The sequence below is a fragment of the Hylemonella sp. W303a genome (genome assembly GCF_046452315.1).
In the GTDB taxonomy this organism is placed as follows: Bacteria; Pseudomonadota; Gammaproteobacteria; order Burkholderiales; family Burkholderiaceae_C; genus Hylemonella.
In genome coordinates this window covers 187,047-206,508 of the sequence record NZ_JBKFDG010000001.1, presented here as the reverse complement: position 1 = coordinate 206,508, position 19,462 = coordinate 187,047, and the positions used below count along the sequence as shown (strand labels likewise).

General features: G+C 62.7%; 18 protein-coding genes. 15 read left to right on the top strand and 3 right to left on the bottom strand.

All coding sequences use genetic code 11. The features are described 5' to 3' along the window. The first annotated feature begins 111 nt into the window (after nt 1-111). The 4 genes from ACLBKS_RS00965 (at nt 112) to ACLBKS_RS00950 (ending at nt 5,736) form a co-directional block, all read left to right on the top strand. Entirely contained in the window at nt 112-1,731 is a 1,620-nt protein-coding gene (locus tag ACLBKS_RS00965; protein WP_410190928.1) for a Re/Si-specific NAD(P)(+) transhydrogenase subunit alpha, read from the top strand. Between the two features lie 27 nt (nt 1,732-1,758). Continuing rightward, entirely contained in the window at nt 1,759-3,171 is a 1,413-nt protein-coding gene (pntB, locus tag ACLBKS_RS00960) for a Re/Si-specific NAD(P)(+) transhydrogenase subunit beta (RefSeq protein ID WP_410190927.1), read from the top strand. 103 nt (nt 3,172-3,274) lie between these two features. Then, nucleotides 3,275-4,948 (top strand): long-chain-fatty-acid--CoA ligase, encoded by a 1,674-nt coding sequence (locus ACLBKS_RS00955; RefSeq protein WP_410190926.1) that lies wholly within the window; start codon nt 3,275-3,277, stop codon nt 4,946-4,948. Nucleotides 4,949-5,043: 95 nt separating this feature from the next. Beyond that, complete coding sequence (locus ACLBKS_RS00950; RefSeq protein ID WP_410190925.1) at nt 5,044-5,736, top strand: 5'-methylthioadenosine/adenosylhomocysteine nucleosidase; 693 nt, start codon at nt 5,044-5,046, stop codon at nt 5,734-5,736. A gap of 53 nt (nt 5,737-5,789) precedes the next feature. Here the strand turns inward: ACLBKS_RS00950 and ACLBKS_RS00945 are convergent, their stop codons facing one another. Together ACLBKS_RS00945 and corA are read right to left on the bottom strand one after the other, a co-directional pair. Then, on the bottom strand, nt 5,790-6,551 hold the full coding sequence (locus ACLBKS_RS00945; RefSeq protein ID WP_410190924.1) for a hypothetical protein: 762 nt from the start codon (nt 6,549-6,551) through the stop codon (nt 5,790-5,792). After that, a complete protein-coding gene (corA, locus tag ACLBKS_RS00940; RefSeq protein WP_410190923.1) occupies nt 6,548-7,537 on the bottom strand; it encodes a magnesium/cobalt transporter CorA in 990 nt (329 codons plus the stop codon). Before corA ends, ACLBKS_RS00945 begins: the two co-directional genes overlap by 4 nt. A gap of 305 nt (nt 7,538-7,842) precedes the next feature. Between corA and hpf the strand changes: the two genes are divergently transcribed. The 3 genes from hpf to hprK all read left to right on the top strand — a co-directional run bounded on the left by hpf (nt 7,843) and on the right by hprK (nt 9,778). Then, nucleotides 7,843-8,175 (top strand): ribosome hibernation-promoting factor, HPF/YfiA family, encoded by a 333-nt coding sequence (gene hpf, locus ACLBKS_RS00935; RefSeq protein ID WP_410190922.1) that lies wholly within the window; start codon nt 7,843-7,845, stop codon nt 8,173-8,175. Nucleotides 8,176-8,291: 116 nt separating this feature from the next. Then, nucleotides 8,292-8,777, top strand: coding sequence for a PTS sugar transporter subunit IIA (locus ACLBKS_RS00930; protein ID WP_410190921.1), 486 nt, complete (start codon nt 8,292-8,294; stop codon nt 8,775-8,777). 56 nt (nt 8,778-8,833) lie between these two features. Next, the gene (gene hprK / locus ACLBKS_RS00925) at nt 8,834-9,778 is read left to right on the top strand and encodes an HPr(Ser) kinase/phosphatase (RefSeq protein ID WP_410190920.1); all 945 of its coding nucleotides are present in this window, start codon (nt 8,834-8,836) and stop codon (nt 9,776-9,778) included. 48 nt (nt 9,779-9,826) lie between these two features. Here hprK and fur read toward each other — a convergent pair whose 3' ends face one another. Continuing rightward, nucleotides 9,827-10,258: a ferric iron uptake transcriptional regulator gene (gene fur, locus ACLBKS_RS00920; RefSeq protein ID WP_410190919.1), complete on the bottom strand. Its 432-nt coding sequence runs from the start codon at nt 10,256-10,258 to the stop codon at nt 9,827-9,829. A gap of 150 nt (nt 10,259-10,408) precedes the next feature. Between fur and ACLBKS_RS00915 the strand changes: the two genes are divergently transcribed. The 8 genes from ACLBKS_RS00915 to gshA all read left to right on the top strand — a co-directional run bounded on the left by ACLBKS_RS00915 (nt 10,409) and on the right by gshA (nt 19,437). Further along, on the top strand, nt 10,409-10,930 hold the full coding sequence (locus ACLBKS_RS00915) for an outer membrane protein assembly factor BamE (protein ID WP_410190918.1): 522 nt from the start codon (nt 10,409-10,411) through the stop codon (nt 10,928-10,930). After that, the gene (gene dapB / locus ACLBKS_RS00910; protein WP_410190917.1) at nt 10,927-11,769 is read left to right on the top strand and encodes a 4-hydroxy-tetrahydrodipicolinate reductase; all 843 of its coding nucleotides are present in this window, start codon (nt 10,927-10,929) and stop codon (nt 11,767-11,769) included. Before ACLBKS_RS00915 ends, dapB begins: the two co-directional genes overlap by 4 nt. Before the next feature lie 17 nt (nt 11,770-11,786). Continuing rightward, on the top strand, nt 11,787-14,498 hold the full coding sequence (leuS, locus tag ACLBKS_RS00905) for a leucine--tRNA ligase (protein ID WP_410190916.1): 2,712 nt from the start codon (nt 11,787-11,789) through the stop codon (nt 14,496-14,498). Nucleotides 14,499-14,500: 2 nt separating this feature from the next. Beyond that, the gene (lptE, locus tag ACLBKS_RS00900) at nt 14,501-15,055 is read left to right on the top strand and encodes an LPS assembly lipoprotein LptE (RefSeq protein ID WP_410190915.1); all 555 of its coding nucleotides are present in this window, start codon (nt 14,501-14,503) and stop codon (nt 15,053-15,055) included. A gap of 28 nt (nt 15,056-15,083) precedes the next feature. Next, nucleotides 15,084-15,653 carry an acyloxyacyl hydrolase gene (locus tag ACLBKS_RS00895; RefSeq protein WP_410190914.1) on the top strand — a complete coding sequence of 190 codons (570 nt, stop codon included), beginning with the start codon at nt 15,084-15,086 and terminating at the stop codon, nt 15,651-15,653. 2 nt (nt 15,654-15,655) lie between these two features. Then, nucleotides 15,656-16,702 carry a DNA polymerase III subunit delta gene (holA, locus tag ACLBKS_RS00890; protein WP_410190913.1) on the top strand — a complete coding sequence of 349 codons (1,047 nt, stop codon included), beginning with the start codon at nt 15,656-15,658 and terminating at the stop codon, nt 16,700-16,702. 103 nt (nt 16,703-16,805) lie between these two features. After that, nucleotides 16,806-18,059 carry a glutamate-5-semialdehyde dehydrogenase gene (locus tag ACLBKS_RS00885; RefSeq protein WP_410191427.1) on the top strand — a complete coding sequence of 418 codons (1,254 nt, stop codon included), beginning with the start codon at nt 16,806-16,808 and terminating at the stop codon, nt 18,057-18,059. A 67-nt stretch (nt 18,060-18,126) separates the two neighbouring features. Next, nucleotides 18,127-19,437, top strand: coding sequence for a glutamate--cysteine ligase (gshA, locus tag ACLBKS_RS00880; RefSeq protein WP_410190912.1), 1,311 nt, complete (start codon nt 18,127-18,129; stop codon nt 19,435-19,437). Nucleotides 19,438-19,462: the final 25 nt, after the last annotated feature.

Sequence of the window (19,462 nt, the reverse complement as noted above, 5' to 3'; positions counted from 1 at the left end):
TTATTCCAGGATGGCATAAGTTTCTCGGGTAAGCTTGCCGCCCGAAAGGCGGCTCCGCGACCCGGAAATCGCGGCCGCGCAACAGGTTTCAAAACTACCCAGGAGATTTTCATGCAAGCTGGTTCGACAGCCTCGGCGGCTCCGGCGGCGCAGCGCATTGGCGTGCCGCGGGAGACCTTCCCTGGCGAAAAGCGTGTCGCCACCGCGCCCGAGGTGGTGGAAAAGCTCATCAAGCTTGGCTTCAAGGTCGCGGTCGAGTCTGGTGCTGGCGAAGCCGCCAACTTCAGCGACGACAGCTACCGTGCCGCAGGGGCCGAAATCATCGCGGGCGCCACAGCGCTGTGGGCGGCTGCCGACATCGTGTTCAAGGTACGTCCGCCGACCGCGGCCGAAGTCGCGCTGCTGCGCGAGGGCGCGACGCTGATCGGCTTTATCTGGCCAGCGCAAAACCCGGAACTGATGCAGCAACTGGCAGCGCGCAAGGCCACGGTCCTCGCCATCGATGCCCTGCCGCGCACGCTTTCACGCGCCCAGAAGATGGACGCGCTGACCTCCATGGCCGGCGTCAGTGGCTACCGTGCCGTGATCGAGGCGGCCAATGCCTTCGGTCGTTTCTTCAACGGCCAGATCACGGCCGCGGGCAAGGTGCCGCCGGCCAAGGTGTTCATCGCTGGCGCCGGCGTGGCCGGTTTGTCGGCCATCGGCACCGCCGCTAATTTGGGCGCCATCGTGCGCGCCAACGACACGCGTGCCGAAGTGGCCGACCAAGTGGTCTCTCTGGGTGGCGAGTTCGTCAAGGTGGACTATGAGGAAGAAGGCTCGGGTGGCGGCGGCTACGCCAAGGTCATGAGCGAGGGCTTCCAGGCCGCGCAGCGCGCCATGTACGCACAGCAGGCCAAGGAAGTCGACATCATCATCACCACCGCGCTGATCCCCGGCAAACCAGCTCCCAAGCTCATCACGGCCGACATGGTCAAGTCCATGAAACCGGGCAGCGTGATCGTGGACATGGCCGCCGAACAGGGCGGCAATTGCGAGCTGACCGAACCGGGCCAGTCCGTCGTCAAGCACGGCGTGACCATCGTGGGCTACACCGACCTGGCTTCACGCCTGGCCAAACAGTCGTCCACGCTGTACGCCACCAACCTGCTGCGCCTCACGGAAGAACTCTGCAAGGCCAAGAACGGTGTCGCCCACATCAACATGGAAGACGACGCCATCCGCGGCCTGACGGTCATCAAGGACGGCGCCGTCACCTGGCCCGCGCCACCGCTCAAGCCCGCCGCCGCCCCGGCGCCCAAGCCCGCCGCCGCGCCCGTGGCCGAAAAGAAGGGTGGCCACGGCCACGGCAGCACAGGCCCGCTACCCGCAAAAACCCTGGCCATCCTCTTCGCCGTGGCTGCGCTGGCCTTCTGGTTCATCGGCGCCTACGCGCCGGCCGCCTTCCTGGGCCACTTCACGGTCTTCGTGCTGGCCTGCTTCATCGGCTACATGGTGGTCTGGAACGTGACGCCCGCGCTGCACACACCTCTGATGAGCGTGACCAACGCGATCTCCAGCATCATCGCCATCGGGGCGCTGGTGCAGATCGCGCCCCCCGAGGCCGGAACGGCTGGCCGCCCCGACGAGCTGATCCGTTGGCTGGCCTTTGCAGGCATCGTGCTGACGGCCATCAACATGTTCGGTGGCTTCGCCGTCACGCGCCGCATGCTAGCCATGTTCCGCAAGTAAAACAACAAGAAGAAGGTAGACACGATCATGTCCCAAAGTCTCGCCACGGTGGCCTATCTCGGCGCCGCCATTCTTTTCATCCTGAGCCTGGGTGGCCTGTCCAACCCAGAAACCTCCCGTCGCGGCAACCTGTTCGGCATCATCGGCATGGCCCTGGCCGTGCTGGCGACCGTCTTTGGTCCGCGCGTGAGCAGCAGCGGCATCGCCTGGATCATCATCGCGCTGCTGATCGGCGGTGGCATCGGTCTCTACGCGGCCAAGGTCGTGAAGATGACCCAGATGCCCGAGCTGGTCGCGCTCATGCACAGCCTGGTCGGCTTGGCCGCCTGCCTGGTGGGTTTCGCCAGCTATGTCGACACGTCGATTCAGTACCAAGGCGCGGAAAAGATCATCCACGAAGTGGAAATCTACGTCGGCATCCTGATCGGCGCCGTCACGTTCTCGGGCTCGATGATTGCCTTCGGCAAGCTCAACGGCAAGATCGGCGGCAAGCCGCTGCTGCTGCCCGCGCGCCACTGGCTCAACCTCGTCGCCCTGCTGGTGGTGATCTGGTTCGGTCGTGAGTTCATCCACGCGCCCACCGTGGCCGAAGGCATGACACCGCTGATCGTGATGACGGTCATCGCCCTGCTGTTCGGCGTGCACATGGTGATGGCCATCGGTGGCGCCGACATGCCGGTGGTGGTGTCGATGCTGAACAGCTACTCGGGCTGGGCCGCCGCGGCCACTGGCTTCATGCTCAGCAATGACCTGCTGATCGTGACCGGCGCGCTCGTGGGCTCCTCGGGCGCCATCCTGTCTTACATCATGTGCAACGCGATGAACCGCAACTTCATCAGCGTCATCGCCGGTGGCTTCGGTTCGAGCGGCGGCGCCCCCGCCAAGTCGGGCGAGGCGGCCGCGCCGCAAGGGGAGGTCGTGCCGGTGACGGCGACGGAAACGGCCGAGCTGCTGCGCGAGGCCAAGAGCGTGATCATCGTGCCGGGCTACGGCATGGCGGTCGCCCAGGCTCAGCACACGGTCAACGAGATCACCAAGACCCTGCGCGACAAGGGCGTCACCGTGCGCTTCGGCATCCACCCGGTGGCGGGCCGCATGCCGGGCCACATGAACGTGCTGTTGGCCGAGGCCAAAGTGCCTTATGACATCGTGATGGAGATGGACGAGATCAACGAAGACTTCCCGGACACCGACGTGGCCATGGTCATCGGCGCCAACGACATCGTGAACCCCGCCGCGCAGGACGATCCGGCCAGCCCCATCGCTGGGATGCCGGTGCTCGAAGTATGGAAGGCTCGCACCTCCATCGTCATGAAGCGTTCCATGGCCTCGGGGTATGCCGGCGTGGATAACCCCCTGTTCTACAAGGAAAACAACCGCATGCTTTTCGGGGATGCGAAGAAGATGTTGGACGAAGTGCTGGTCGCCCTGAAAATTTGACGGGCATAATTCCTCGGCGGAAAAAAGCACGACCGTGCTGGAAATTCCAGCACGGTCTTTTTTGTTCCGCTATCGTCAGAACCGACATCACAGGAGACAAGACATGAGCGAACGCATCTGGCTCAAAAGCTACCCCGAAGGCGTGCCGCACGACCTGCCGCCCCTGCCCTACGACTCCCTGGTGGGTCTGCTGGACGAGAGCTTTCGCAAGTACGCGGACCGCCCTGCGTACAGCTTCTTGGGCAAGGAGCTGAGCTACGCGGACACCGATCGACTGAGCCGCGCCTTCGCGGCTTATCTGCAAGGCCTGGGACTGGTGCAAGGCGACCGTGTCGCCATCATGATGCCCAACGTGCCGCAATACCCGGTGACGGTCGCGGCCATCCTGCGCGCCGGCTACGTGGTGGTCAACGTCAACCCGCTGTACACGGCACGCGAGCTGGAGCATCAGCTCAAGGACAGCGGCGCCAAGGCCATCGTCATCATCGAGAACTTCGCCGCGACCTTGCAGAAATGCATCGCCAACACCCCCGTCAAGCATGTGGTGCTGGCGGCGATGGGTGACCTGATTGGCCTCAAGGGCCACATCGTCAACCTGGTCGTGCGCAAGGTCAAGAAGCTCGTGCCACCGTTCGAGTTGCCCACCGCGGTGCGCTTCAACGATGCCCTCGCCCAAGGTGCGCGCAAGACCTTGACCCCCCCCAAGTTGAAGCCCGACGACGTCGCCGTGCTTCAGTACACGGGCGGCACCACGGGCGTGAGCAAGGGCGCGGTGCTGCTGCACCGCAACGTCATCGCCAACGCACTGCAGTCGGAGTTGTGGAACGCCCCAGTGATGAGCAAGGTGCCGGCGGGTGAGCAGCCCACAGGCGTCTGCGCATTGCCGCTCTATCACATCTTCGCTTTCACCGTGGGCATGATGCTCAGCCTGCGCAATGGCAGCAAGCTCATCCTCATTCCTAACCCGCGCGACCTGCCCGCGGTGCTCAAGGAGCTGAGCAAGCACACCTTCCACAGCTTCCCCGCGGTCAACACGCTCTTCAACGGCTTGGTCAACCACCCGGACTTCCACACAGTGGATTGGAGCAATCTCAAGGTGTCCCTGGGCGGCGGCATGTCGGTGCAAAGCGCGGTGGCCGACAAGTGGCTCAAGCAGACCCATTGCCCCATCGTCGAGGGCTACGGTCTGTCCGAGACCAGCCCCTCGGCCAGCTGCAACCCGGTGACCAACAAGGAGTTCACCGGCACCATCGGCGTGCCCATTCCGTCGACCTACATGAAGATCATCGACGACAACGGCAACGACGTGCCTCAGGGCCAAGCGGGCGAGATTGCCATCAAGGGCCCTCAGGTGATGGCCGGTTACTGGCAGCGCCCAGACGAAACAGCCAAGGTCATGACCGCCGACGGTTGGTTCAAGAGCGGCGACATCGGGGTGATGGATGAAAAGGGCTACTTCAAGATCGTGGACCGCAAGAAGGACATGATCCTGGTCAGCGGCTTCAATGTCTACCCGAACGAAGTCGAGGACGTGGTGGCACGCATGCCCGGCGTGCTCGAAGTCGCGGCCGTGGGCGTGCCCAACGAGGAGAGCGGCGAAGCCGTCAAGCTGGTCATCGTCAAGCGCGATCCTGCCCTGACCCAGGAGCAGGTGCAGGCCTATTGCCGCGAGAACCTCACCGGCTACAAGCGCCCCAAGGTCATCGAGTTCCGCACTGAGCTGCCGAAGACCCCAGTCGGCAAGATCCTGAGGCGTGAGCTGCGGGACAAAGCATGATTCAATGCGTCATGCTTTGGGGCGTAGGCCAACTTGACCTTGGCATCACCAAGTAAAGCGCTGCGAGCCGAAGCCACAAGCGCAGGATAAAAACCATGCCCCTGGCCATCGTCTCCGCCATGCGCGAAGAGCTCGCTGCGGTGCTTGAAGACATTGAGCACGGAGTGGCGGAACAGGTGGCCGGGCGTGAGTTCTGGCGAGGTCGCTTGCGCGGCCACGACGTGATCGCCGTGCAGGCCCGCATCGGCAAGGTCGCGGCGGCGGCCACGGCGACCGTGCTGGCCGAGCGCTACCGGGTCGATGCCATTCTCTTCACTGGCGTGGCCGGAGGCTTGGCCACAGGTGTGCAGAGAGGCGATGTGGTGGTGGCGGAGGAGTTCTTGCAACACGACATGGATGCCTCGCCGCTGTTTCCGCGCTTCGAAGCACCGCTGTATGGGCGGGCCCGCTTTCCCACCGATCTTGATTGGAGTGAGCGGCTCGCAAGCGCAGTGAAACGGGCGCTTCCGCACGCCGTCTTGCACCAGGGACTCGTGGTCAGTGGTGACCGCTTCGTCTCCAGCGCGGTGGAGAGCCGCGTGCTGCGGGATACCCTACCCGATGCGCTGGCGGTTGAAATGGAGGGCGCGGCCATCGCCCAGGTCTGTCTCGACTATGGCCTGCCCTACGCGGCCGTGCGGACGGTGTCGGATCGCGCCGACGACGAGGCGCACGGTGATTTTCAGAAGTTCATCGAAGAAACAGCGAGCCGCCACTCCGCGGCCATCATCCGGGCTCTGCTGAGCTGATGCACAGGCCCCCCACGGCGCCCACCCTGGCCAAGGGGGCCCGGGCGATCACGTCAGCGGATTTCCAGCGGCATGGTCACCCCGAAGAACCAGCGCCCGCCCTCGTCGGTGCCATTCAACCCTTGCTCGCGGCTGACGTCGAAGTTGCCATTGCGGCCCACGCCGATGCGAAATCCAAGGCGCAAGTAATCGGCTTCAAAGCGACGATAACGCTCGCCGACAAACGACCATTGCCCCATGTTCGTCATCGCTTCAGGCAAACGCCCGGCCTGAGGAGTCCACTCCAACGCCACGCCCCAGCGGGAATAGTCCTCGCTGCCGCCGTCGTTTCCGCCCTTGTCGACGATGTCCGTGCCCACGTTGAGGTGCACGGCGTACTCACGCCAGGAGGCAGGCTTCCAGGTGAAAAGACCATTGAAGGAGCTCAGCGCATACTCCGGCGGAAACGGGCGTGCATCGATCCCCAGTTCATACGACAAGCCCAGAGCCACTTCTTCGTCCAGGGACTGCGCCCATTTCATTTGAAGTTCCAGCCCGGTTTGCGAGGGAAAGTCCGAGTCAGGGTTGAGTGACCGTTCATGCTCAGCCGACATGCCAAGCTCGACGGGTCCCAACCCGCAGGAAGCGCCCAGGTGCAACAGCGTCGTGCTGCTGTCCCCGATCCAGGCGTCAGCGAGGCAGGAGCGGGAATCCAGTGTCGCCGCGTCATCGACCGCATGGTGCCCACCCGCGGCATGAGCCGCCATGGGCACAACTCCAGCGCACAGCAGCAGCGCTGTGCATTGCAGGCCGTGCTTGAGATCTCGTTTGTTCATCGTCTCAGCCACCCTTTCTTGTGGAAATAGACCATGGGCAAGACTGCGCTCAGCACCATCAACCCCAGGGCGAAGGGATAGCCCCAGGGCTGGCTCAGCTCAGGCATGTGCTCGAAGTTCATGCCGTAGAGACTGGCGATCATGGTAGGCGGCAGAAATGCCACGCTGGCCACGGAAAAAATCTTGATGATCTTGTTCTGATTGATGTTGATGAAGCCGACGGTGGCGTCCATCAGGAAGTTGATTTTGTCGAACAGGAAAGCGGTGTGGCCATCCAGCGAGTCGATGTCCCGCATGATCTGCCTGGCCTCCTCGAACTGCTCAGCACCCAGCATGCGACTGCGCATCATGAAACTGACCGCGCGTCGAGTGTCCATCGCGTTGCGACGGATGCGCCCATTCAAGTCTTCCTGCCGTGCAATGGCCGCGAGCACCTCGCCGGCCAGTTCGTCGGTCACCTCGCCCGATAGCACCAGCTTGCTCGCTTTCTCCAGTTCGTCGTAGACACCTTCGAGACGGTCGGCGCAGTACTCCACGTCAGCGTCGAAGAGCTTGAGCAATACCTCGCGCGCATCGGCGATGAGACCCGGCGCACGGCGCGCACGCATGCGCAGCAAACGGAAGACCGGCAAATCTTCATCGTGGATGGAAAACAGCACGCCCTTGCTCTTGAGCTGATCGTTGGCCAGGTTCAGAATGAAGGCTGCGCGCACGGATCGAGGCTGATCCTCGTCGGTGATCAGGAAGTCGCTGCGAATGTGCAGGTCCCCGTTGTCTTCTTCGTAAAAACGCGCCGATTCCTCGATGTCTTCGTCCATCGCATCCTCGGGGATCGACAGACCGTAATACTGCTTGACCCAACGTTTTTCTTCAAGCGTTGGCGCCTCCAAATCCACCCAGATCGGCTGGAATCGCGACAGTTCCTCCAGCGATTCAATCTCTTCCTGAAACAAGCGGCCATTAACGAGCGTGAATATGTTGAGCATGGCGCTTATAGAGGAAAGCGTTGAACGAAATGCGCTCGATTATCGCACCGCACCATGCCAGGGCAGAGTGCTTTTGCGGCATGTGACGACCCTCTCGGCATTCTGCAATGCAACAAATTTCACACGGCGTCGCGAATAAAAAAACAGGACAGACTGGCAGGAAAAGGCATTGCATTTCCGTGACACCGGGCGCATAGTGAATTCGTCCGCAGCTGTGCAGCCCCGATCGTTCAGCCGTGTTGTGAGAATGGATCGAGGGGTTGTCAGGTACGGCGTTTTCTCCCCCAAAGACTATGGAGGCGTCCATGAATTTGACGATCAGCGGCCATCATCTCGATGTCACCCCGGCCCTGCGCAACTATGTCACGAGCAAGCTCGACCGCATCACGCGTCACTTCGATCAGCTTGTCGACATCAAGGTGCTCCTGAGTGTGGAAAAGCAAAAGGAGAAGGAACGGCGACAACGCGCCGAATGCAACATCCACGTCAAGGGCAATGACTTGTTCGCCGAGAGCACGCATGCAGACCTTTACGCAGCCGTTGATGAGTTGATGGACAAGCTGGACCGCCAAGTGGTCCGCCACAAGGACCGGCTCCAAAGTCATCACGGCGCATCCGCCAAGCATCTCCTTCAGTGACCTTGTTAACCAGGGTGCCCTCCGGCCGCCCTGCGAATCAAGCGCCTGTATGCAGATACAGGCGCTTTTTCTTGCCCCTCTGGTGTGACGCCCACTTATGCATAATCAGCGCTCCCATGAATCGCCTCGCCGCCATCCTGCCCGCCGCGCAAGTGCTCACGCACGTTGAAGCCACCAGCAAGAAGCGGGTGTTCGAGGAAGTCGGCCTGCTGTTCGAGAACCTGCAGGGCCTGAACCGTGCTCTGGTCGCCGACAGCCTGTTCGCGCGAGAGCGCTTGGGGTCTACGGGACTGGGTCACGGCGTGGCCATCCCCCACGGGCGCATCAAGGGTCTGAAGACACCGCTGGCAGCCGTGCTGCAACTGTCACGCCCCATCGTCTTCGATGCGCCCGATGCCCTGCCCGTCGGCCTGTTCATCGTACTGCTGGTGCCGGAAGCCGCGACGCAGAAGCACCTGGAAATACTCTCCGAAATCGCCGAGATGCTGAGCGACAACCTGCTGCGAGATCGGCTCTCCAGCGACAGCGACGCAACGTCGCTGCATGGCTTGATCGCGGGCTGGCGCTCGTCGCAAGGCTCGGTTTCCCCCCTGTCTGCATAGCACCTCGCTCAGCGCGCTGGTCGTCAGACACCCACCCCACACAGAGAAGGAGCGCCATGAGGCCCACCGTCGTCAGCGCCGAGGTGCTGTTTGAAGAGTTTCGCGGACGACTCAAATGGGAATGGGTAGCAGGTCTCGGCGCGTCCGAACGCCGCTTTGACGAAGTCGCCGTGCGCGCGGCGCGTTCGGGCGCGGACTTGGTGGGTTATCTGAACTACATCCATCCTTATCGCGTGCAGGTGATGGGGGAGCGTGAAATTGCTTACCTGACGCGCGGCACCCATGAAGACTGTGCCCGCCGGGTGGCCCGCATCACGACGTTGGAACCCCCCGTGCTCGTCCTGGCGGATGGTCAACCCGCACCCAAGGCGCTGATTGACTTCTGCGAGAACGCGAACATCCCGATGTTTGCCTCGCCAGAATCCTCGGCCTACGTCATCGATGTCCTGCGCAGCTACCTGTCGCGGCACTTCGCGGACCGAGCCTCCATGCACGGGGTGTTCATGGACATCCTCGGCCTGGGGGTGCTGATCACCGGAGAGTCTGGCCTGGGTAAAAGTGAGTTGGGACTGGAACTGATTTCGCGGGGACACGGCCTGGTGGCGGATGACGCGGTGGATCTTTACCGCGTGAATCAGGACACCATCGAAGGCCGATGCCCCGAACTCCTGCGCAACCTGCTGGAGGTGCGCGGGATTGGGTTGCTGGACATCAAAGCCATCTTTGGTGAAACCGCGGTGCGCCGACGGATGCGGCTCAAGCTGATCGTCCACCTTGTGCGCAAGGAAACGATGGAGCGCGACTACGAGCGCATTCCTTCAGAACCTCTGCGTCAGGATGTGCTGGGCATTCCGGTGCGCAAGGCGATCATTCAAGTGGTGGCCGGCCGCAACTTGGCGGTGCTGGTGGAGGCGGCGGTGCGCAACACCATCTTGCAACTGCGGGGCATCGACACCTACAAGGAATTCACCGAGCGACATCGCAAAGCCATGGGCGGCTGAGAGACGCCAAGCCCGCCTAGGCTCCGCCCCAAAGCCGATGGGCTTTCTTCAGCGCTGCGGCATGCCGCCCTTGACGCAATCGGCGCACAGGCCATAGAGCGACATGGTGTGCTCCTGCAACAGCCACCCCTTGTCCTTCGCAATGGCTTTTTGCCGACTCTCGATCTGCTCGTCGTAGAACTCCTCGACCTTTCCGCACTTGGTGCAGATGAAATGGTCGTGGTGGTGGCCCTCATTCAGCTCATAGATGGCCTTGCCTCCCTCGAAATTGCTTCGAATCAGGATGCCGGCCTGCTCGAACTGGGTCAACACGCGGTAGACAGTGGCCAGGCCCACGTCGGAGTGTTCGTCCAACAGCACGCGAAAGACGTCTTCCGCGCTCATGTGCCTTTGCTTGCCCTTCTGGAAAATCTCCAACACCTTCAGGCGGGGCAGGGTCGCTTTCAGACCGGTGCTCTTGAGTTCGTCGATGGTGCTCATGGGCAGGCTCCTGGACTCAGGGGATTCGTGGGCAGGATGAGAGAAAATACAATGAACGATGATAGCGCGTTCGCTGTTGCCGTCAGCCCGGTTCCGGGTTTACACCCGACTCCATCGCGCTTGTTCCTTCCGGCCGCCCGCCCTTTTCCCATGCCCAACATCTTGCGCCGCCTCCACCGGGCGTTTTTACTCGCCACACTGGCATTCGCCGCCAGCACCGTGACGCTGCTCACGGCTTGCGCGCCCTACCGACCCACCATCGTGCAGGGCAATGTGATCACCCGCGAACAGCTAGGCGCGCTGCGACCCGGCATGAGCCGCATCCAGGTGCGTGACATTCTGGGCACGCCCCTGGTCAGCGACCTCTTCCACGCCAGTCGCTGGGACTATGTATTCACCATTGACCAGCAGGGCGTGGCACCGCAGGCCCGCAGGCTGACGGTGCTGTTCCAGGAGGATCGCTTGGAGCGCTTTGAGACGAATGCCGAATTCCCCAGCGAAGTGGAGTTCGCCGCCAGTTTGAGCAAACCGGTGACCAAGCGCGTGCCCTTGCTGCAGGCTGCCGAAAAAGACCTCGCAGATTTCCCCGCACCCGCACCGGCCGCTCCACTGCCGCCTGTGCCCCCCCTGCCCAGCAGCTACCCGCCCCTGGAAAGCGCACCCCAATCATGAGCCTCGCTCCGACCACTGCCTCGCCCGCCACCATGCGCCGATACCGCGTCGCCGTGGCAGGTGCCTCTGGCCGCATGGGCCGCATGCTGATCGAGGCGGTGCAGGCGTCAGCCAGTCATCAATTGGCAGGCGCGCTGGACCAACCGCACAGCCCCGCGCTCGGCCAGGAAGCCACGGCTTTTCTGGGGCAAGCCAGCGGCGTGGCCATCACCTCCGATCTGCGGGCCGGTTTGAAAGACGCAGGCACGCTGATCGACTTCACGCGACCTGAAGGCACGATGGCCCATCTCGCGGTTTGTCGTGAACTTGGCGTGGCCCTGGTCATCGGAACCACCGGTTTCTCCGACGCTCAAAAAACGGAGATCAGCGCGGCGGCCCGCGAAATCCCCATCGTGCTCGCGCCCAATATGAGCGTAGGCGTGAACGTGACGCTGAAGCTGCTGGCCATGGCGGCGCAGGCGCTGTCCACGGGCTATGACATCGAGATCATCGAAGCCCATCACCGCCACAAAGTGGATGCGCCCAGCGGCACCGCGCTCAAGATGGGCGAGGTGATCGCGGAAGCTTTGGGCCGGGACCTGAAGGATTGCGCGGTTTACGAGCGTTACGGCCACACGGGGGAGCGCGATCCGTCGACCATCGGCTTCTCGACCATCCGCGGTGGTGACATCGTGGGCGACCACACTGTGCTCTTCGCGGGCACGGGCGAGCGCATCGAGATCACGCACAAATCCGCGAGCCGTGCGACCTACGCCCAGGGCAGCTTGCGCGCCGTGGGTTTCCTCGCCGACAAGCCCCATGGCCTGTACGACATGTTCGACGTGCTCGGCCTGAAATAAGCCTTTCCACCCGCACCATGCAAGAAAAATACTCGCCTCTCGAAGTCGAACACGACGCGCGCACCGATTGGATCGCGCAGGACGCCTACCGCGTGACGGAGAACGCCCTGGATGCGCAGGGCCAGCCCAAGCCGAAGTTCTACGCTTGCTCCATGTTGCCCTACCCCAGCGGCAAGTTGCACATGGGCCACGTGCGCAACTACACCATCAATGACATGCTGGCGCGCAGCCTGCGCATGAAGGGCCACAACGTGCTCATGCCCATGGGTTGGGATGCCTTCGGCCTGCCGGCCGAGAACGCCGCGCTCAAGAACGGCGTGCCGCCCGCGAAGTGGACCTACGAGAACATCGCCTACATGAAAGGGCAGATGCAGGCCATGGGCCTGGCCATCGACTGGAGCCGTGAAGTCGCCACCTGCGACCCCACGTACTACAAGTGGAACCAATGGCTCTTCCTCAAGATGCTTGAAAAAGGCATCGCCTACCGCAAGACCCAAGTGGTCAATTGGGACCCGGTGGATCAGACAGTGCTGGCCAATGAGCAGGTCATTGACGGACGGGGCTGGCGCACCGGCGCGCTGGTGGAGAAGCGCGAGATCCCGGGCTACTACCTGAAGATCACCGACTACGCGGAAGAGTTGCTGGACCATGTACAGCTAGGCAACCCCAAGGCCACGCTGACCGGCTGGCCCGACAAAGTGCGGCTGATGCAAGAAAACTGGATCGGCAAGAGCGAAGGCCTGCGCTTCGCCTTCCCGCATGACATCAAAGGCGCCGACGGCCAACTCATCCAAGACGGCAAGCTCTACGTCTTCACCACGCGCGCTGACACCGTCATGGGCGTGACCTTCTGCGCCGTCGCGCCCGAGCACCCCTTGGCCCTGCACGCCGCTCAAAGCAATGCCAAGCTCGCCGCCTTCATCGAGGACTGCAAGAAGGGTGGCACCACCGAAGCCGAGCTGGCGCTCAAAGAAAAAGAAGGGCTGCCCACGGGGCTCTTCGTCACGCACCCGCTCACCGGCGAGAAGGTGGAAGTCTGGGTCGGCAACTATGTGCTGATGAGCTACGGCGATGGGGCCGTCATGGGCGTGCCCGCGCACGATGAGCGTGACTTTGCGTTCGCCAAGAAGTACGGCATCCCGATCAAACAGGTGGTCACGGTCGCAGGCGAAAACTTCTCCGCCGCGGCCTGGGCCGAATGGTATGGCGACAAGCAAAAGGGCGTCTGTGTCCACAGCGGCGTTCTGGACGGCCTGGGTCACAAGGCTGCCGTCGACAAAGTGGCCGAACTGCTCGGAGCCAAGGGCCTGGGCGAGAAAAAAACCACCTGGCGCCTGCGGGACTGGGGCATCAGCCGCCAGCGCTACTGGGGCACGCCCATCCCCATCATCCATTGCGCCGAGCACGGCGCCGTGCCCGTGCCCGAGCGCGACCTTCCCGTAGTCTTGCCGCAAGACTGTGTGCCCGATGGCTCCGGCAATCCGCTGCACAAGCACGAAGGCTTCCACGCTGGCGTGGTGTGCCCGGTCTGCGGCAAGCCCGCCCGTCGCGAGACGGACACCATGGACACCTTCGTGGACAGCTCCTGGTACTTCATGCGCTACTGTGATCCAGCGAATGCAGACCAGATGGTCGCAGGTGGCGCGGACTACTGGATGCCGATGAACCAGTACATCGGTGGCATCGAACACGCCATCCTGCACTTGCTGTACGCGCGCTTCTGGACCAAGGTGATGCGTGACCTCGGATTGGTCAAAATCGACGAACCCTTCACCCACCTGCTCACGCAAGGCATGGTGCTCAACCACATCTACTCGCGCCGCACCGAGAAGGGCGGCAAGGAGTATTTCTGGCCCCATGACGTGGAGCATGTGCTGGACGCGACTGGCAAGGTCATCGGCGCCAAGCTCAAGAACGCGGTCGGCACGCTGCCCGCAGGCACGCCCATCGACTACGAGGGCGTGGGTACCATGTCCAAGTCCAAGAACAACGGCGTGGACCCGCAGGACTTGATTGAGAAGTACGGCGCCGACACGGCCCGCCTCTACACCATGTTCGCCGCGCCGCCCGAGGCCACGCTGGAGTGGAACGACACAGCCGTCGAAGGCAGTCACCGCTTCCTCAAGCGTGTCTGGGCCTTTGGCACCAAGCTCGCTGCCATGGACAAGAGCGCGGCCGAGGCCAGCGTGGCTGGCAAGCGATCCCTCGGCGACGTCGAATTCAGCGCGCAAGCCAAGGCCTTGCGCTTCGAGGTGCACAGTGCGCTCAAGCAGGTGGATTACGACTACCAACGCATGCAGTACAACACCGTGGTCTCGGGCGTGATGAAGATGCTCAATGCCCTGGAAAGCTTCAAGGGCCACGGGAGCGCGGGGGCAGAAGTGGCGATGATCGAAAGTTTTGGCATCCTGCTGCGCTGCCTCTACCCCGCCACACCCCACATCACTCACGTGCTGTGGGAAGAGCTGGGGTATGCCAGCCAGTTCGGTGGTTTACTGGACACGGCCTGGCCCAAGGTGGATGACAACGCACTGCGCCAGGACGAGGTCGAACTGATGCTGCAGGTCAACGGCAAGCTGCGCGGCGCGCTGCGCGTGGCCGCGGACGCCAGCAAGGACGCCATCGAAGCGGCAGCACTGGCGTCGCCCGACTTCACCAAGTTCGCGGAAGGCAAACCGGCGAAAAAAGTCATCGTCGTGCCGGGCCGCCTGGTCAACATCGTGGTCTGATGATGTACTCACGCTCACGCCACTCTCGGCTGCGCAGACTTGGGGGGGTTGCTGGGGGGCTCGCGCTGACCCTGCTCCTCAGCGCCTGCGGCTTCGGCCTGCGCGCACCCGTCGACTACCCTTTCCATACGCTCTACAGCAGCACGCCGCGCTACTCGCCCATGGGCGCGGAACTGCAGCGTCAACTGCCTGCCAGCGGAAAGCTGGTGTATCTGACACAACCCGCTCAACCCACGGATGCGCAGGTGGTGTTGGACGTGTATGGCGAGCAGCGCAAGAAAACCGTCATCGGCGTCAACGCCACGGGCCAAGCGCGTGAATTCCAATTGGCCCTGACCATCAAGTTTCGCCTGCGCGTGCCCCAAGGTCGGGTTGTCATCCCCGAAACGACGCTGACCCAGCAGCGCACCATGAGCTACGACGAAACCCTGGCACTGGCCAAGGAGGCTGAGGAGGCAGCGCTGTATCGGAGCATGCAGGTTGACTTGGTGCAGCAGATCGTTCGCCGTCTCGCAGCCCTGGATGCCAAAGCTCTGGAAAAACCATCCGACGAATGACACTGTCACCAGACAACGGAGTCCGAAATTGACCAGAACGTCGCACCGCTGGCTTGCCTCCCTGGCGATAGTCTCCTGCCTGCTCGGCCCCGTCGTGGTCAAGGCTCAGACAGACAACCCCATGTTCGGTGACAAGCTCAATCAGTTCGCGCTGTACACCGCAGGCTCCACGGGAACCGGGGCCGTGTCTCGGATGGGTAGCACCCTCAAAGTTGAGGAAGACATGGGTCTTGTCGAGGTGCAATACGCGCAGCCCTCGACTTTTTTCCGCTTGCCCGCGAGGTCTTCGGTGCACCTCTCGCAGATCATGGGCTTGGGCAAGGACCAATTGGTCTTTGGCTTGGCGCAGGAGTTTCTCTTCATCCCGAACTTCGAGCATTTTTACGCTGGGTTGGGATTGGGCATCTACATCAAGGAGCGCAGCACCGACGGGCGCGTGGATTCCGCCTTCACCTTTGGGGAAAAGCTGTTCCTGGGTTACCGTTTCGACAATGATGTCGCGCTGGAACTTTATTGGCGACACTTCTCCAACGGCGACATCACGCCCGTCAACGCCGCCTACAACTTCGTGGGCCTGGGTTTGATCAAGAACTTCTGACGATGCAAATCGCCGCGGGTCAACTTACGGCCCATCTGCGCAAGGGTCTCAAAAGCCTCTACACGGTGCACGGAGATGAAGCCCTCCTGCAGCAAGAGGCGGCAGACAGCATTCGGGCCGCCGCAAGGGCCGAGGGCTTCAGCGAGCGCAGCGTGCACACGGTGGCGGGCGCGCACTTCGACTGGAGCGAGGTGTTGGCAGCAGGGGGAAGCCTCAGCCTGTTCGCGCAGCGGCAGATCGTGGAAATCCGGGTGCCCAGCGGCAAACCAGGCAAGGAAGGCAGCGCGGCCCTGCAGCAGATCGCCGAAGCGGCGCAAGGCAATGACAGCATCCTCACGCTGGTGCTATTGCCTCGCCTGGACATGCAGACCAAAAAAGGGGCCTGGTTTGGCGCCTTGGAGAGCTTTGGCGTCACCGTCCAAGTAGACCCCGTCGAGCGTCGCGCCCTGCCCGCCTGGATCGCCCAGCGACTGGCGGCACAAGGACAGCGGGTTGAAGAGGGCGAAGCGGGCCAACGCAGCCTGCAGTTCTTCGCTGACCGGGTTGAAGGCAACCTGCTGGCGGCGCACCAGGAAATCAGCAAGCTGGCGCTGCTTTACCCGGCCGGCACGCTGAGCTTCGAACAGATCGAATCCGCCGTGCTCAACGTCGCGCGTTACGACGTGTTCAAGCTGGCCGAAGCGGTGTTAGCAGGACAAAGCGCCCGTGCCCAGAAAATGCTGGATGGGCTACAGGCCGAGGGCGAAGCCGAGGTACTGGCTCATTACGCACTCGCCGAAGACATCCGCGGCCTCAAGCGCGTCAAGGATGCACTCGGCCAGGGGCGTCCCCTGCCCATGGCATTGCGCGAGCAGCGCGTCTGGGGTGCCAAGGAAAAGCTCTATGAACGGGCCCTGCCAAGGCTATCGGAGACACAACTCAATGATTTGCTTCACGCAGCGCATCAGGTGGATGGCATCGTCAAAGGCCTCAAAGTCCCGGGATGGCCCACGAACGGCTGGCAAGCGCTGCACCGGCTCGCCATGGAAGTGTGCCAAGCAGTGCAATAGCCCTCCGGCGTAAAATGCAGGCATGAATGCGCCAGAGAAAGCCCCTTTGCTCGCCCCCTCGGCGTCCGGGGCTGAAGCCGCCTCGCCGAACCTGACCGAGTTGATGCAGACCTTGGGTATTCAAGCCCGGTCGGCCTCGGCGCTGATGGCCAAGGCCCACTCGGCCAGCAAGAATGCCGCGCTGCGCGCCTTGGCGCGTCGACTGCGCGAACACACCATTGATCTGCAAACCAGCAACGCACTGGATCTGGAACGCGCTCAGGCGTCAGGTTTGAGCGAACCCATGGTGGACCGGCTCAAGCTCACGCCCAAGATCATCGAAACGGTCGCGCTGGGTTGTGAACAGCTCGCTGCCATGCCCGACATCATCGGTGAGATTTCCGGTCTCACGCAGCAGCCTTCGGGCATCCGCGTGGGCCAGATGCGGGTGCCGCTGGGTGTGTTCGGCATGATTTACGAGAGTCGCCCGAACGTGACGATCGAGGCAGCGAGCCTCTCCATCAAGAGCGGCAATGCCTGCATCTTGCGCGGCGGCTCAGAAGCCATCGAGTCGAACAAGGCGCTGGCACGCCTGGTGCACGCAGCCCTGACCGAGGCCGGCCTCCCGGCGCACGCGGTGCAGCTCGTGCCCACCACCGACCGAGAAGCCGTGGGCCGGCTCATCGCCATGCCGGACTACGTCGATGTCATCATCCCGCGCGGCGGACGCAGCCTGATCGAACGCGTGAGCCGCGAGGCCAAGGTGCCGGTGATCAAGCACCTGGACGGCAATTGCCACACCTACGTGGACGCACCGTGTGACATCGACATGGCCGTTGCGGTGGCCGATAACGCGAAGACCCAGAAATACAGTCCCTGCAACGCCAGCGAAGGCCTCTTGGTAGCTCGCGACATCGCGCGGGAGTTTCTGCCCAGGATCGGCGCCGTCTATGCCGCCAAGGGCGTTGAAATGCGCTGTGATGCTGAGGCCCAGTCCATCCTGGCCTCAGTGCCCAACGCCAGGTTGGCCGCCGCCACCGAGCAAGACTGGTACACCGAATACTTGGCGCCCATCATCAGCGTCAAGGTGGTGGGCGGCCTGGACGAAGCCATCGCGCACATCAATCACTACGGCAGCCATCACACGGATGCCATCTTGACCACCGACCATGTCCATGCCCAGCGCTTCTTGCGGGAGGTCGACTCGGCCAGCGTGATGGTCAACGCCAGCACACGCTTCGCCGATGGCTTCGAGTACGGGCTGGGCGCGGAGATCGGCATCAGCACGGACAAGTTCCATGCCCGCGGTCCGGTGGGCATCGCTGGGCTGACTTCGCTCAAATGGGTGGTGCTGGGGCAAGGGGAAGTCAGGACGTAAGGCCCTGGCGGACCGCGCATCTGCAAGATGTGCTCGTCCTGCGCTCCTCAACACGAAAAGGGTTTGCATGGTTCCGCATCTCATCACCGCCCTCACGGGGCCGATCAACGAACTCGAACAACGCGTGCTGGACTCGATGCCAGCCATCGAACGGTGGTTCCGTCTGGAGTGGATGGAGCACACGCCGCCCTTCTACTGTTCCGTCGACATCCGCAACGCGGGCTTCAAGCTCGCCCCGGTGGACACCAACTTGTTCCCCGGCGGTTGGGACCATTTGACACCCGAGATGTTGCCGCTGGCTGTGCAAGCCGCCATGGCCGCAGTTGAGAAGATATGTCCGGAGGCGCGCAACCTGTTGCTGATTCCGGAAAACATCGATCCCGCCAACGCCGGTCGCAACACTTTTTATCTGAGCAACATCGCTCAGTTACAGCGGATCTTCCACATGACGGGGCTGAACGTGCGCATCGGCTCCATCAACCCCTCGATCAAGAAAAACACCACCATCGCGCTGCCTGGCGGTGAGTCCATCACGCTGGAGCCCGTGGTGCGTAGCAAGACCCGCCTGGGGCTGAAGGACTTCGACCCCTGCACGATTTTGCTCAACAACGACTTGACCGCCGGCATTCCGGGCATCCTCGAAGACATCCACGAGCAATACTTGTTGCCACCCTTGCACGCGGGCTGGAGCCTGCGGCGCAAGAGCCGTCACTTCAAAAGCTACGAAGAAGTCGCCAAGCGCCTGGGCAAGATGTTGGGCATCGACCCCTGGCTCATTACCCCCATGCACGAGCAATGCGAAGGCGTGGCGTTCTCGGACTCCAACACGGACTCCGGGCTGGAATGCCTGAGCAGCAACGTCGATACCTTGCTCACGCGCATCCGCCGCAAGTACAAGGAATACGGCATCAAGGAAAAGCCTTTTGTCGTCGTGAAGGCCGACAACGGCACGGACGGCAAGGGCATCATGACCGTGCGCGACACCAAGGACCTGCAGGTCTTGAACGAGCGCGCCCGCGCCAAACTTCGCGCGCAGAAGGACATCCCGAGCGTGATCATCCAAGAGGGCGTGCTCACGCACGAGCGCATGCACGACGCCGTGGCAGAACCCGTCGTCTACATGATGGATCGCTACGTGGTTGGAGGCTTCTATCGCATCCATGCCGAGCGCGGTGAGGATGAAAACCTGAACGCCCCCGGCGCCAGCTATGTGCCCCTTGCATTCGACCAGAGCACGCAATTGCCTCAGCCCGGCGCGAAGCCGGGCGCGTCGGTGCCTAACCGCTTCTACATGTACGGCGTGGTCGCCCGCTTGGGACTGCTGGCGTCGAGCTACGAGCTGGAAGCCACCGACCCCGAGGCCGAGGTGTACGCCTGACCGGGCCCGCAGCCCGCCCCTCCAC